The following is a 15205-nucleotide window of genomic DNA, read 5'->3' as shown; positions in this document are numbered from 1 at the left end:
GGTAAGCGGAATTCCTTTTTTAGGGTAGGCCTTCGGCCAAAAGTACCTTTTCTACCGTTTATCCACCCGATTCACCTATAGCATAATAAGCCATAAATTCTCCGCCCTTGGAAATTACCCCGAATTTTTTAGAGGTATTTTTACTTCTTGAGCAGCATTACCCTATGAAAACACGATCCCGAGCATGTTTATTCCTTTTCCTCTGCCTCTTCAGTAGCGTAATATTCGCTCAGCAGGAAAAAAAAGAACTCTTAGCAGGTTTCGTTCCGCTAGAAATCGAACGCCAAGCAGGAAAAATTAGCCTCCAGATTCCACGGGAATTTCTGGAAAAAGAGTTTTTGTATGTCAACAGCCTTGCCGCAGGCGTAGGCTCCAATGACCTAGGCCTAGACCGAGGACAGCTCGGCAAAACTCGTGTCGTATACTTTCATGAGGCGGGTAAAAAACTCTTGCTTATCGAAAAAAATTATGGCTTTCGAGCGTATTCGGATAATCCATCGGAACTGAAAGCGGTAGAAGATGCCTTCGCTCAATCTGTGGTTTTTGGTTTTGATATCGCTGAAAGGCGTCCTGACGGAAGCCTGTTGGTGGACGCAACCTCCTTTTATTTACAGGATGCGCATCAGGTAGCTCGCAAGCTTACAGATGCGAATCAGGGGCGATACACAGTAGATGCGAGCAGAAGTGCCCTGCATTTTCCGATGGTAAAAAATTTCCCTCTAAACACAGAGGTAGAAAGTATTTTAACGGTAAGCGGTGAGGGTAAAGGGGCTTATATCCGCAGCGTCAGCCCTGATGCGGACCATATCACCGTTCGGCAGCGTCATTCGTTCATCGCTTTGCCTGATGCAGGCTATCAGCCCAGAGCGTTCGACCCCCGCTCAGGTTATTTTCACATCAGCTATCAAGATTACAGTAGCCCGATCAACAGTCCGCTTATCAAAAAATATATTTCGCGGCATCGGCTAGAGAAAAAAGATCCCACAGCGGCACGATCAGAGGCCGTAAAACCCATCGTCTACTATGTGGATCGTGGGACACCTGAACCCATTCGTTCAGCCTTAATCGAGGGCGGTAATTGGTGGGCAGAGGCCTTCGAAGCAGCGGGTTTCGTGAATGCCTTTCGGGTAGAACTGATGCCTGAAGGAGCAGATCCCCTTGATGTGCGCTACCATGTTATCCAGTGGGTACACCGCGCGACGCGAGGCTGGTCCTACGGCAGCTCAATCCGTGATCCCCGGACAGGAGAAATTTTAAAGGGGCATGTTAGTTTAGGCTCTTTGCGCGTGCGCCAGGACTTCCTGATCGCACAGGGGCTGGCACAGCCTTATGACGCTGAAAATCCGGACGAAAATCCCCTTTTAGCAATGGCGCTGGCACGGCTGCGCCAACTTTCGGCACATGAAATCGGCCATACGATCGGTTTGGCGCATGCCTATGCCTCTTCGCCCACGAATCGTGCTTCTGTCATGGATTACCCCTATCCACTAATCAGCTTAGATAACAAGGGAAAGCCTGATTTTTCAAATGCCTACGACCAGAAGATTGGCGCTTGGGACATTTGGGCGATTCGCTACGGCTACGAGCCAGTTCCGGAAGGGCAGACGGAAGCCGAGCATTTGAAGACACTCTTAGAGGACACCTACGCGGCTGGACATACCTTTATTTCGGATACAGATGCGCGCCATCCAAGTGGAAGTCATCCGCAAGCGCACCTGTGGGATAACGGAGAAGATGCGGCAGAGGAGCTAAAGCGAATGCTTGAAATTCGAGAGCAAAAGCTGGCCACCTTTTCCCTTAACAGCATTCCTGAAGGAACCCCCGAAGCACTGATGGAAGAAGTGTTAGTTCCGCTGTACCTGATGCATCGGTATCAGTTGGAAGCGACGAGTAAACGAATAGGCGGCCTAGACTACACCTATAAAGTGAAAGGAGATAATCAGCGTGTGCAGGTCCGCTTAGATGCTGCCACACAGCGTGGGGCACTGGATGCGATCCTAGAATCTCTACGGGCGGAACAGCTTGCTCTCCCCGAGTTTATCATCGAGCGTATTCCCCCGCGTCCCATGGGCTATGGACGTAACCGCGAAACTTTTCCAAGTCGCAATGGCTTGAATTTCGATCCCTTTGCGCCAGCGGAAAATGTTCTCGATCTCGCACTCGGACTTCTTTTAGAGCCTGGGAGGGCTAATCGTCTACATCAGCAACACCTATTCGAGCCTTCCTTGCCGACCTATCAGGAGCTAGTGGATGCGCTTAGCGAAGCCCTAGTGGTCCGCCGCTATGCCGCCACCTATACGGATGAAATTCAGGTACTGGCCGAGCACAAGCTGGTGGAACATCTGGAGCGTATCGCTGCTGATCCGGGCAGTAGTCCTTCAGTACAAGCCATCAGTAGGGCGAAACTCCAAGAGATCGCTCTGATCCAAGCTGCCGACAATAAGGGAGGTAAAGCGAATGCCTATCTGTCTATGCATCGGGCGCTGATTCGGGATAAAATTACCCATTTTTTAAGCGAAAAAATGCCCGCAGGAAGGCGGAGTACCCTGAAGGTTCCTGATGGGGCCCCCATCGGATCAGATGAAATATTCTGTGATTTTGACTGGTAGTCAAAAGTAATGCCGGCTTGAGCACGCTAAGCAGCTGGGTTCGGCGAATAAAAACATAAGAAATGAGCCAAAGAGGTTCCTTTACTCGTTGAAATGGGGAAGAGCAGTGCGCATGCTTGGCGCAATCGTTTTTTATGGAACCAGCAGGTAAAGGGCAAGTGGAAAAGGGTTACTTTTTCGCTTGCTTGTTACCAGCGCAGCGTTTCGAGCAATACTTTACTTCTTCCCAGTTCTTTTCCCACTTTTTACGCCAGGTAAATGGGCGTTGACAAACAGGACACATCTTTTCGGGTAAATGTTGTTTTTTCACAGGATCCATAACTGCTGCTCATGCCAAATAGTTTTACCTTATGCGGGGAGCGCTTTCGATGGTTTTCTTTTCCCAAAGCACCCGCTCTGGCTCCCTTCTGTGTCAGGCACATTTAGGGCCGCAGCCCAAGAACCAGTTGTGCATAGGGGCTGCGCACATAAGAGCCCATGGGGACATCAAGGAGGTCGAAGCTACCGATGGGGAGCTCCAATCCTACGTTTAGACCTACGACGACATTAAAAAGTTGGCTTTTCGTAAGCGGGATACCGTATAAAAAGGATGTTTCCGGCTTGAGAGCCAGACCGCTGGTCCTCACGTAACCGTCATGGAAAGGTTCTTCGAAAAGCACGGGGAATTCGGGTCTTTGCTGCGCCAGCAGCGTATACCGCAGATTCGCATACCCCAGGCCCAGCAGCCCTCCAAGCTCGAAGTTTTTCCATTCGAAAAATTTCCGCCCACCACTTAGATACATCCGCGTAAAATTTAGCGTATGCGTAGAAGAGCTATTTGCCACACCACTATGACCGGAATTATAAATATCAATAGCATAGAGAAACTGTTTAGACTCGCCCATGATGCGCATGCCGAAATTATTAGCTCGATTCGCAACGGGCTCGAATCCAGCATCTTCGAGTGCCTCGTTTAAGGCTTCTGGCGCAGTGAAATTAGGGCCATAGAGGAAGTAAACCCCTAGAGTGGCATCCTTGTAAAAGAAGTTTTGGTCTGGCAGTGTAAGCCCTAGGCCCATGCGGAAAAAGGCTCCACTCATAAGGTTATTGAAGCTCATGCCTGCCATTTCCCAAGAATTTTCAAAGGGGCTAAAGGCATAACCAAAGCGAGTAATCACCTCCAACATTTCCCCCCTTCCGGGAATAAAAAAGTCATAGCTCGCCTGAAAGCCTATCTCTGTAAGAAAGCCCGTGAGGGCACTGGTTCCTCGGTGAATATCACCATCGCGTAGAATGAATCCCTGCTGAGGCTGATCGAGAAAGTGGCCGAAGGTCTCTCGGGGTGTATCACGCAGCATTTGGAAGTTGAGAAATCCAGCACCGAGCGAGAGGTAATGCAAGAATTGAAAACGCCCTTCCTCGGTGAGCGCATAGCCCACATTTGCATAAAAGCGTGTGCTACGTTGGTTTATCGTAAAGTCGTTAAAGGTCGCATACTGCCCCACGTTTTGGAACAGCTCGAAACCTACTAAAAAATCATTATAACGGGTTTGGAATCCCAGTCCAAAATTCATGTAGCCATTCCGTGTCGGGGAGAGTCCTTTGCTGCTCAGCAGCTCATTAAACTCTCTATTCGTAGCCCCAGTGAGGCCGAAAGTTCCGTATACGGTAGAGCGATTCGTCAGGTCCAGCTGACCAAAAGCTTGCAAGCTTACGAGCAGGCTAAGGAGCCCAGTACATACAAGTGTCTTCCTAAACATCCGGATACAAAGGTAAGAGAAAGCGGGGAGATGGCGAAAGGCCTTTCGCATCGGCAGTGAAAAAAGCACGCGGCGAGCTGCCGACTAGGTCTAGAGCTGCTGCGCCACCTGCATCAATTTTTTCTTAAGCTCTTGCGGATCGAAGGGCTTGCCCATGTGATCGTAAATCCCTGCCGCACGGATATCCTGCTGAATTTCGGCGATGGAAGACGCTGTCAAAGCAATAATAGGAATAGCTGCATAGGGCTTTAAGGGGTTAGAACGAATCAGTCGCGCAGCCTCGAAGCCATCCATAATTGGCATTTGCAAATCTAAAAGCAGCAAGTCTGCAGGGGCTTCCTCCAGCGCTTTCAGCACCTCTTCCCCATTATCGACCAGACGTATGCTCCCTACCCCCCAGCGTTCCATAAATTTACGAATCATCAGCTGGTTGACCATATTATCTTCCGCCACTAAGACCCGTAGACGGGAAAAATAAGCCTTGTCGTCTTCTTCTGCACGCACTTCTCTTGGCTGCTCGGTGACGGTTTCATAGGCGAATGATAAGGAGAAGGAAAAGGTGGTGCCTCCATAAAAGTTATTCTTCACCTGTATATGCGAACCATGCATTTCGATGAGGCGCTTAACGATGGCTAAGCCTAATCCAGTGCCGCCATACTTTCTGGTAGTTTCACTACTTGCCTGTGTAAATGCCTCGAAGATACTTTCCTTTTTATCGTCTGGAATTCCGATTCCTGTATCCTCTACCTCGAACAAGAGCTGTATGTGAGTTGCTGTTTTCTCTATGAGAACGACACGAAGCAGCACATGACCGGACTCCGTAAACTTTAGCGCATTACTCACGAGATTGTTAAGAATCTGGGAAATGCGCGTCGGATCTCCTAGTACCTGCTCAGGAATAGCCTCCTGAACCTCTGCTTTTAGTCGCAGTCCCTTCTCAGAGGCTGTATAAGAATAGGAGCGGACTATTTTTTGTATGTTGTCCTTCAGCTGAAATGGAATATGTTCCAGCTGTAATTTCCCACTATCAATTTTATTGAAGTCCAAAATATCATTAATAAGTGCCATAAGATTTTCCGCCGAAAACTGTAAGGTTTTTAAGTTTTCCAGTTGATCTAGCCGCGGATTATCTTGAAGTAGCAAGTGAGAAATTCCAATCACCGCATTCATCGGCGTACGGATTTCATGGCTCATAATGGAGAGAAACTGCGACTTTACCCGGAGAGCGTCTTCTGCCTTTATTTTGGCATAGTACAGCGCCTTTTGGGTTTCTTTTAAACGCGTAATATCCCGTGCTACCCCCATGTAGCCTGTTACCTCTCCGTTCGCATCATAGACCAGTTTGCCATTTGAGCTTAGCACCTTCAGCACACCCTCTTTGGTACGCAGCTTGAATTCGAGAAATTGGTTCTGTGCAAAAAAATCATAGGGATCTACGGCATTTAGGGATTGTTCAAACACTTGTTTGTCTTCCTCACTGATCAGGCTCATAATAGAGAGTCCAAGTACCTCCTCTGGATTATACCCGAAATATTGCGTCACATTCGGAGAAATGTACGACAGGCGTAAATCACTGGAAATCGAAAAAATAATCTCAGTAGACTCTTCCACTAGCGTCCTGTACTTGCTTTCCGATTCCTTCAGCGCCTGCTGATAGGTAAACTCATGGTGAATATCGCGTATCACCACTAGCATGGATTGGAGCTGTTCTTTTTCCAGGATCGGGTTACAATACGCTTCATAGTACCTGTCCTGATGACTAAAGGTGATCACCTTCATGACACAGCTGCGCTTGCTGCTCTGGACAGCTTCCTGCAACTTGGCCCAATGTTCTCCCTGAAAGTCAACGATGCTATGCCGCTCTAAGGCGCGCGTATCCGTCTCCCAATCTTGCAGCACGCTTCCTTCAGCAACTAAAATCTCCAGCGCTGGAGTCAAGAGTAACACGCCCGTTCCGGGCAAGTTAGAAGCAAGTAAACGGTAAAGCCTTTGCCCCCGCTCTAGGGCTTCGCGGTATTTCTTTTGCTCTGTGATATCTTGAATGACCCCCTCATGGAGCACCGCCCCCGAACCCTGCTGCAGCGTATTCGTGGATTTATCTGAAACCCAAATATAGCGTCCATCGGCGCACCGTAACCGATACTCTCCGGAAAAGACGGTTTCCCCTACCTGATTCTCTTTGGAGTAAAATGCTTCGATCGCAGCACGATCTTCTGCATGTACGAGCTCCATTAAACTGGCCCCCTCCGCCACCAAATCAGCAGCACAGTACCCGAATTGCTGTACATTTTCGGTAATATAAGTGATTCTAAAGTTCTCTGCGGGGTTCACTGTAAAGAGAATGGCTGTACTGTTTTCTACGATCGTTTGCGCCTGCCGCGCTAAAGCTTCTTGCTGACGCAAAGCCGTCAAATCCCGCATAACAAAGGAATAGCCTAAAGGATCTCCGTCTTCATTACGCAGCAGCGAAGCACTTAACTCCACCGGAATTTCTTTTCCTTCCTGATACCAAGTCAAGAAACCCTTCCACACCTCTCGCTGCTGCAGCTGTACCTGAATTTCTTCTAAAGTCCCCCTGCGGAGCGTTGAGGGTTCTAAAAGATCCTGCAAAGAAATCTCCTCCTCCTGCTGAAACGCCCGATGTAAAAGATGAAAAGACTCTGCAGCACGGTTGAGATACACCAGTTGCAAATTAACATTTGTCACAAATATCGCATCGTTTACCTGAGTTAATACCTGCGACTGAAAACGCAGATAACGCTCGGCCTGCTGCTTGTGCGTGATATCCAAGCAGTAGCCATACACCTCATTATGAGAATTTTCCAGCGTGTCCCCCCTTTTTACGAAATACTGCACATGCTTAAAATGCCCCGAAGGTGTTTCCAGCATAAACTGCCCGGAACTCGTCAGATCTCCCTGCACGGCCGCCACCAGATGGCGCAGAAAGGGTATCTTTTCTTTATCTGCGATCAACTGTGTAAAATGCTGAATAGGAATAGAATCTTCCTCCTGCTGAAGCTCGAACAGCTGCCGAAGTCCCTCTGAAAACGTAAAGCGTTTGGTAATAAAACTATAACGCCAAGAACCAGACTTAGCTATCAGCTCGGTGCTTTCCAGTAAACTTTCATTGCGTTTTAACTCACTGATCATGCGCCCTTTCGTCAAACCAGCAGCATAGATATCCCCTAACTGCCGGAGCACATATTCATCCTTTTCCTGCCAGTCCCGCTTTTCACGAACAGCATCTAATCCGAAAAAGCCTATCAACTTACTTTCTGAAAAAATGGGTATTAGCATCACGGATTTAATGTCCTGCGCCTTATATACTTCCTGTTCGTACTGAAACAAGTCATCCATGTGATCCACATCTGGCACGATGAAGACATCCCCTCTGGCTAAGGTCACCATCGTCAGTAGATTCATTTCGTAGGGCAAATGCTTTAAATTATCGATCTCCGGTGCCACCCCCTCTGCTGTCCACTCGTAAATGTTTTCCATCTCCTGCAGCTCATGATGAATTAAGAAAATGTAGGTGCGGTCGGCCTGTTCATACTCCCCTAACATTCTTAAAGACTCTTGATAGATGAGTGGTAAGTCCTCCGCATTCGCATTTACAAACTTGGTCGAAATCTTATTAATAAGCTGCTCTAAAGCATACCGCTTTTTTAGTGAACCCTCAGTTTCGATGAAAGCCGTAGTCTCACTCCCCGAAAATAAAATACCACGTACGGTCGGATCGTGAAGTAAATTAGTAGCCACACTCTTTACAAATAGAGGGCGGTCCGAGTCGTATAACACCCAAAAATCCACCTGCACTTCATGCCCTGGCCCTCCTGCGATGACCTCCTTCAGCGAACCCTTCGTCACCTGAATAAGCCCCTTTTCCTTTAAATCGAAAATGGTCTTTTCTTCCAGCATGCTCTCGACCACCCCCAGCCGCTTTTTTACCGCCTCATTTAAAAATAAAAAACGCCCTTGCTCATCTAAAATAATAAGCATTTCGCGGCTATACTGCACAAGTGGAAGCGAAAGTCGCTGCTGTTGGTTTTGGATACGCAGGTTTTTATCGCTTACTTTAACCAAAAATAAACCCTCCCCAGCCACATGTATGGAGAATCTGGGCATTTCTGCCCGCTCTGTTTCGATAGTGGCAGCAGAAGGCGCAGCAGATGCCATCATCCTCTCGTGGATAGCCATCAAAAACCTCTCACTCCTATCCGGTGAAAGGAGCTGCATGAACTGCTCAAAGGCGCCGTTCGAGAAACGTAAGCCCTCTGGGCCAAAAAATGCTATCGGACAGGGATTATCGCCAAATAACACGAAAAAATCCTCTTGATCAGAAATCACCATGATGGAGAAGCTATTTTTATTTTATTTCAGTTTACCCTTCAGGCATCTGCCCGTGAAACCGATTGAAGCGACAATATAACGTAATTCTATAGAAACCATGCAACATCTAAGCAGTAGATTCCTCATTCTACTTCTCTTTTTCGGAACTTTTTTCTCGGCCTTCGGCCAAAAAGAACCCATTACCATCTCTGACCTTACCAAAGTCGTCACCATGGGCTCCATTTCCATCAGCCCGGACGGTGAAAAAGCCATCTTCGTGAAAAGCTTTATGGAAGAAGAACAGGGCAGCTATTCCTATAAACGCCAGCTCTGGATGATGGACGTGAAACAGCCGAACACCATGCGCCCCATCAGCTCCCCAACGGCAAACAGCGGTGGAGCCAGCTTCTCCCCGGACGGTAAAACCCTGGCCTTCACCCGCGCTTATAAAGGCAAAAGCCAAATTTGGTTGCTCCCCCTTAACGGTGGAGAAGCCCAAGTGCTTACCGATGCCAAATACGGCGCCTCCAATCCAGTTTGGTCACCTGACGGCAAAAAAATCCTCTTCTCCAGCACTCTCCCCATGTGGGCCATCGAAGGAGAGCCCGATTGGGAACACCAGCGCCCTGGCAGACGCTTTGGCGATGAGCCCGACTACCGCGCTATCCAAGCAGGACTGGCAAAAGAAGAAGTCAAACCAAATGTAGACGGCGATCTAGACGAACTGCGTGCTTGGCTAGCTAAAAATGCGGCCAAACAAGATCCTAAAGTCATCGATAGACTAAATTTCCTCGGCGAAAAAGACCTGAGCCCCGATCTGTATTTCTCCCATCTTGCTATTGTTGACCTGGAGTCAAGAACTGAGACCACACTTACCTCCGGTTTCCAAAACTACTTTGGCGCCACCTGGTCCCCCGATGGAAGCTTCGTTTTAGCCTCCAGCCTTAAAAATGAAATCCACCCAGATTTCACCCAGCATACCGAAGTATGGAAAGTGGACGTGGCGACCCAGGAAGCCTCCGTATTCTTTGCCCTTGAGGGCTTCCGCGTAGGAAATCCCAGCTTCTCACCGGATGGAAAAAGTATCTTGGTGAGCGGCCAGGAGATCGATGAACCGAGCTATAATCAGTCTATGATCGGCATTTTACAAGCGAATGGTAGCGGCTTTAAATGGCTCACCGAAAGCCTCGACCGAAGCGTAGGAAGCGCCAAGTGGAGCACGGACAGTAAAAATATCTACTTCACTGCCGCTAACGAAGGAGGCTTCTCCCTTTGGAGCGTACAAGCTAGCAATGCGAAAATCACACCGCTCATCAGCGGACAGGTGGGCGTCAGCAGCTTTGACCTCCATGGAGACCACCTCCTCTATGCCTTTACCGAAGTAAAAAACCCCTCTGAGCTTTACCTCGCAGATAAAAATGCGAAAAACACGAAACAAATCACACGCTTTAATGCTGACTGGCTGGCCACGAAAGAAATTTCCTACCCCAAGGCGCATCGCCTAAAAACCGATGAAGGCTTCGAAATCGACTATTGGGTGATGGAGCCTATCGGCAAAAAATCAGGCGTGAAATACCCTACTGTGCTTCAAATGCACGGCGGGCCTAGCGCCATGTGGGGGCCAGGTGAAGGCTCCATGTGGCATGAGTTTCAAGTGATGGCCGCGAAAGGCTATGGTGTCGTGTATGGAAACCCGAGAGGCTCCGGCGGATACGGAAAAGCCTTCCAAAAGGGCAATTTCCAAAACTGGGGTGATGGCCCCGCTTCCGATGTGCTGAGCGCCCTCGATGAAGCCGGTAAAACGTACGATTGGATCGATGAAGATCAGCTTTTCCTAACGGGAGGCTCCTATGCAGGCTATTTAACCGCATGGATCGTCGGACATGACCACCGCTTTAAAGCGGCCTTTGCGCAGCGCGGCGTTTATGAACTCACCTTTTTCCTAGGAGAAGGAAATGCCTGGAGACTGGTTCCCCACCACTTCGGGTACCCATGGGAAGAGGGCGTAAAGGAAATCATGGACTATAATTCACCCCAAACGTACGTACAAAATATCCAAACTCCGCTTCTAATCAAGCATGGAGATGTGGATCTAAGAACGGGCGTGCGCCAAAGCGAACTGCTTTATAAATCCTTAAAAATCCTCGGCAAACCCGTAGAATACGTGCGCTACCCGGATGAAGGACATGAGTTGTCCCGCTCCGGAGACATCACACGCCGCATGGATCGTATCGGACGTATCATCGAGTTCTTCGAACGCTACGTGCAGCATCCCAACTAATCGAAAATTTACTATTCTTACTACTTATGAACTACATGCCCCGAAGAAGCATGCTTGCCCTCGTCCTCGGCCTCTGGCTGAGTACGGGGGCTTTCGCTCAAGAAAAGGATACGCCGCGTCCGATGACCTGGCAGGATATCCCCTCCTGGAAAGCCATGAACCCAAATGCGGTGAAAATCAGCCCCGATGGGCGTTTTGTTGCCTACAGTATTTCAGAGGTGGACGGTGACGCTGAGCTGATCCTACACGATGCCACGAAAAACGAGGACATCAAAACGTTTAACATTGGCTCGAGCACCTTTCCTATGTTCGATTTTTCAGAAAATAGCCGCTACTTCGCCTTTAAAATCTACGAAGACGATAAAAGTAAAAAAGCTGCCGCAAAAAGTAACGGTAAGGGCAAGCCCGATAAGCTTACCGTTCTGAATCTAAGCGACCTGAAAGAGACGACGATCGATAAAGTAACTAATTTTTCATTTAACAATGAAAATGGGAATTTTATCGCCATTAACTTACTGAAAGAAGGTAATGCCGGGGACGGCAAAGGCTCGGACCTTCTGCTCATGGAGCTGAGTAGCCAGAAAAAGCTGAACCTAGGAAATGTGCTTGAATTTAGCTTCAACAAGCCCGGGACACATCTGGCCTACTTGGTAGATGCCGCCAACAAAAATGGGAACGGCCTTTACCTTTTACAGCTAGCCAGTTGGACGACACAGGTAATCGATAATGACGAGGCCTCCTACAAGTCGCTTTCTTGGAACGAGGAAGGAGATGCCCTAAGCTTGCTTAAATTTATAAAAGACAAGAAATACAAGCAGGAACATGGTATCGCGATGGGGCTTACGGTGCTAAACGCGCCAAAACTTACGCTGGTTGATCCCAGAGAAATCGAGGCTTTGAAAACGAGCAATATGACGATCAGTCCGAACCGCAGACCCAGCTGGTCAGAGGATAAAACACGCTTGTTTTATGGCTTACATCGTCTGGAAAAGGCGGACGATACAGTTGAAAAATCGGACAAGGAGCAGGATAGCTCCAGTACGATCAACAGAGATTCTTTAGAAAAGGTGATGGTCGAAAAGCTTCGAAATGATGCCTCCATAGCGGACATAAAGGCTTTGCGCGAAGCGCTAGCAAAGGTAGACACCTTAGACAAGGCTAAGGCAAGCCAGAAAGCCAAGAAAAATGAAGCTAAAAAGCCCGATATGACCATCTGGCACTGGGCGGATAGCAGGCTACAGTCGCGGCAGCAAATTCTAGAAAATCAGGATAAAAACCTGAGCTACTATGGCATGTTTCGCTTGGCCGATAAACAGCATATTACCCTGAATGACAGCACGATGAAGGACCTCAACTTACTCCCGAAGCAGCATTTCGCGATGGGTATGGACGAGCGCGCCTATGAGCTGCAGAGTAACCTCGATGGCCAAAACTTCCGTGACATTTACAGTGTGAACCTACAGACAGGGGAGAAAGTACTACGATTCGAGAATTTCTATCTGCCTACCTTCGCAAGTCTTCCGAGAAGCTCTCCGGATGGGAAGCAATGGCTCTATGGCTTAGAAGGTCATTTTTATGTCTTACATCTAGAGTCAGGGCTTACTACTAAGCTAACCGAAAATATTCCAGTTTCCTTTATCGATACAGAAAATGACCGAAATGTAACCGATCCGCTACACACGCCCTTAGGCTGGAGTGCAGACAGTCAGTTTGTGCTTTTACGTGATGGCTGGGATATTTGGCAGGTACCGGTCTCAGGGCGAGGAGCAGCCATAAACCTTACAGTGGATGGACGCGAGAAAGGCATTCGCTACCAGGCTCGCTACGTCCTAGATATGGAGGAAAAAGGCATCGATCTGAGTAAGCCGCAGTACCTACGCATGTATGGGGAGTGGACGAAGAAGAGTGGCGTGGGTCGACTGAATGCATCCCGTCGTGGACTAGTAGCAGGTCCTGAAGTGCTGCTTTGGGAGGATGCTGCGATTTCGCGCGTTGCTAAGCCGAAAAAAGCAGATAAGCTGAGCTTTAGCCGCGAAAACTTCCAAGTGCCGACTGAGTTGTTTATGGCAGATATGAATTTATCGAATGCCATTCAGGTGACGAAAAACGCTCCTGACAAGGATAAATTTGTGTGGAGCGCTGGCGTTCGTCTGGTCGATTATACCTCTGATAAGGGCGCAAAGCTCCAAGGAGCGCTCTTCTTGCCTGCCAACTATGAGGAAGGGAAAAAATATCCCACGATTATTTATTATTATGAAAAATTGTCTCAGACGCTGCATAACTATGCGGCACCCAACTTCTCTGGTACAGGTTGGAACCCTGCCATTTATACCTCAAATGGGTATGCGGTCTTTATTCCAGACATCGTATACACCTTAGATGATCCAGGGATGTCTGCTGTATGGTGTGTACTTCCGGCTGTAGATGAAGCCATTAAAACAGGAGTAATCGACGAAAACCGCATGGGCTTGCACGGACATAGCTGGGGAGGGTACCAGACATCATTCCTTATCACGCAAACACCACGCTTTAAAGCAGCGGCAGCGGGTGCGCCACTTACCAACATGATTTCCATGTATGACCTTATCTATTGGAATACTGGAAGTGGCAACATGAGTATTTTTGAAGCCTCTCAGGGTCGTTTCCGTGGAGCTCCATGGGAAAACTGGGAGTCTTATGAGCGGAACTCCCCTATTTACCATGTGAAACAAGTAGAAACGCCACTGCTTATGCTGCATAACGATAAAGATGGTGCCGTAGACTTCACACAGGGTATCGAATATTACAATGCCTTACGGCGTCTCCAAAAGCCCGTAATTATGGTTCAGTATAAAGGTGAAAACCATGGTTTGGGTAAATTAGAGAACCGTAAAGATTACAGCGTGCGCATGCTTGAGTTCTTCGATCACTTTCTGAAAGGAGCAGCGGCCCCCGATTGGGTAGTGGACGGTATACCAAGATTAAGCCTAGAGGAGCATCTAGAAAAGCGTGCTTTTTGATTAATTAAACTATTTTATTATTTTATTTAATTATTATAATTCAAAGTGGCGAAAAATACCTAAAAATAGGTATTTCCTATTCGAGGTCTCCGCCCTATATTTGTAATACTTAAATGAAATTTAAGTAGGTGTTTAAGTTTAAAGCCCTTCGCATTCGCGAAGGGTTTTTTTATACCCGTCGAGCAGGTTAGATAGAAAATTGAAGAAGGGGCACACAAAAATCGGAAATATGGGATTCTTTAAAACTAAATCTCTCTCTTAGAGTTGAGGAAATTATAGCCACTATTCCCTTAGCTCATGAACGTTTCCTCCCGTAATTTATGCATGTACTTTACGCTTCTCGCCCTTTGGTTTGCGCTAACCACGAGCCAGGCCCAGCGGCTCAGCGATCGTAATCTTATCATTAATCCCTTAGCAGATAGTACTTCTTTTCCCGAAAATAAAGGCTTTTCTGTTGCACATGCGCTGCAAGGGTGGGCCGGATTTGGTCGTTATACAGGAGTTTCGGACAATGATCACGAATGGTTTCATGAGCTGGGTGCTGCTATCGAGTTGATTCGCTTTTCCAACCGCAGTACCCTTTCCGTCTACACTACTATAGAGTTTATCGCTGACCCTTTTAATCGGATTACCTTTAACCCACGCGCCATTTGGTGGTCGGAGGGTTTCATTTATTCCTTAAAGACAGCAGAAGATCGGTTTTGGCAGTTTAGCTACCACCATCGCTGCAAGCATGATATCGACAACTTATCCATCGGAGAGGAACGTACACTTATTTACGGTAGCTTTCGGGCAGAACATATCCGCACCTACCAGCTACCGAAGCGCAGGGAAATGTGGCTAAGCCTCGGGACCGATCTCTACAGCATCCTTCAAGACACCCGTGATCCATTTAATCCGGCTCCCGAGTCCCTCAACCAAGAACGACTGCTAGCCTCGGCCTCGCTAAAAGCACACGTACTACTGCCCTTTAAAGACGAACAAGTGGCATGGTTTGTAAATACTTATGTACAACCGAACCTATTCGGGCGGGATAAAGGATTTACCAATCGATTTCGAGAAACAGCCGAATTTCATGTGAATGCAGGAGTTAGCACGGGGCTCCTCCTGCGAGGCGCTGCCCAAGTCCGTATTTTTCTCGATTATGAATATTTAAATGATACCGAAATCCCTATTCAACCTCAACATGCACACCTATTGAAATTCGGTATTAGAGGTTTAAGTGCAAAAGGGATTCGCTAAAAACAC

The 15205-nt window shown here is 47.9% G+C and carries 7 protein-coding genes; 4 read left to right on the top strand and 3 right to left on the bottom strand.

Going from position 1 to position 15205, the window contains the following annotated elements; translation table 11 throughout:
* Positions 1-164: 164 nt before the first annotated feature.
* The gene (locus ACXIT9_RS11330; protein WP_458056344.1) at positions 165-2609 is read left to right on the top strand and encodes a zinc-dependent metalloprotease; all 2445 of its coding nucleotides are present in this window, start codon (positions 165-167) and stop codon (positions 2607-2609) included.
* A 169-nt stretch (positions 2610-2778) separates the two neighbouring features.
* Here the strand turns inward: ACXIT9_RS11330 and ACXIT9_RS11325 are convergent, their stop codons facing one another.
* The 3 genes from ACXIT9_RS11325 to ACXIT9_RS11315 form a co-directional block, all read right to left on the bottom strand.
* Positions 2779-2928 carry a DUF2256 domain-containing protein gene (locus ACXIT9_RS11325; protein ID WP_458056343.1) on the bottom strand — a complete coding sequence of 50 codons (150 nt, stop codon included), beginning with the start codon at positions 2926-2928 and terminating at the stop codon, positions 2779-2781.
* Positions 2929-3031: 103 nt separating this feature from the next.
* Positions 3032-4348, bottom strand: a complete 1317-nt coding sequence (locus ACXIT9_RS11320) for a hypothetical protein (RefSeq protein WP_458056342.1) — start codon at positions 4346-4348, stop codon at positions 3032-3034.
* Positions 4349-4438: 90 nt separating this feature from the next.
* Positions 4439-8698, bottom strand: coding sequence for a PAS domain S-box protein (locus ACXIT9_RS11315; protein WP_458056341.1), 4260 nt, complete (start codon positions 8696-8698; stop codon positions 4439-4441).
* A 97-nt stretch (positions 8699-8795) separates the two neighbouring features.
* Between ACXIT9_RS11315 and ACXIT9_RS11310 the strand changes: the two genes are divergently transcribed.
* The 3 genes from ACXIT9_RS11310 (at position 8796) to ACXIT9_RS11300 (ending at position 15199) form a co-directional block, all read left to right on the top strand.
* Entirely contained in the window at positions 8796-10958 is a 2163-nt protein-coding gene (locus tag ACXIT9_RS11310) for a S9 family peptidase (protein WP_458056340.1), read from the top strand.
* Positions 10959-10993: 35 nt separating this feature from the next.
* Complete coding sequence (locus ACXIT9_RS11305; protein WP_458056339.1) at positions 10994-13957, top strand: prolyl oligopeptidase family serine peptidase; 2964 nt, start codon at positions 10994-10996, stop codon at positions 13955-13957.
* 297 nt (positions 13958-14254) lie between these two features.
* Positions 14255-15199, top strand: a complete 945-nt coding sequence (locus tag ACXIT9_RS11300; protein ID WP_458056338.1) for a hypothetical protein — start codon at positions 14255-14257, stop codon at positions 15197-15199.
* Positions 15200-15205: the final 6 nt, after the last annotated feature.

This window comes from Nitritalea sp., assembly GCF_054166705.1.
This window is presented reverse-complemented; position numbering and strand designations above follow the sequence as displayed.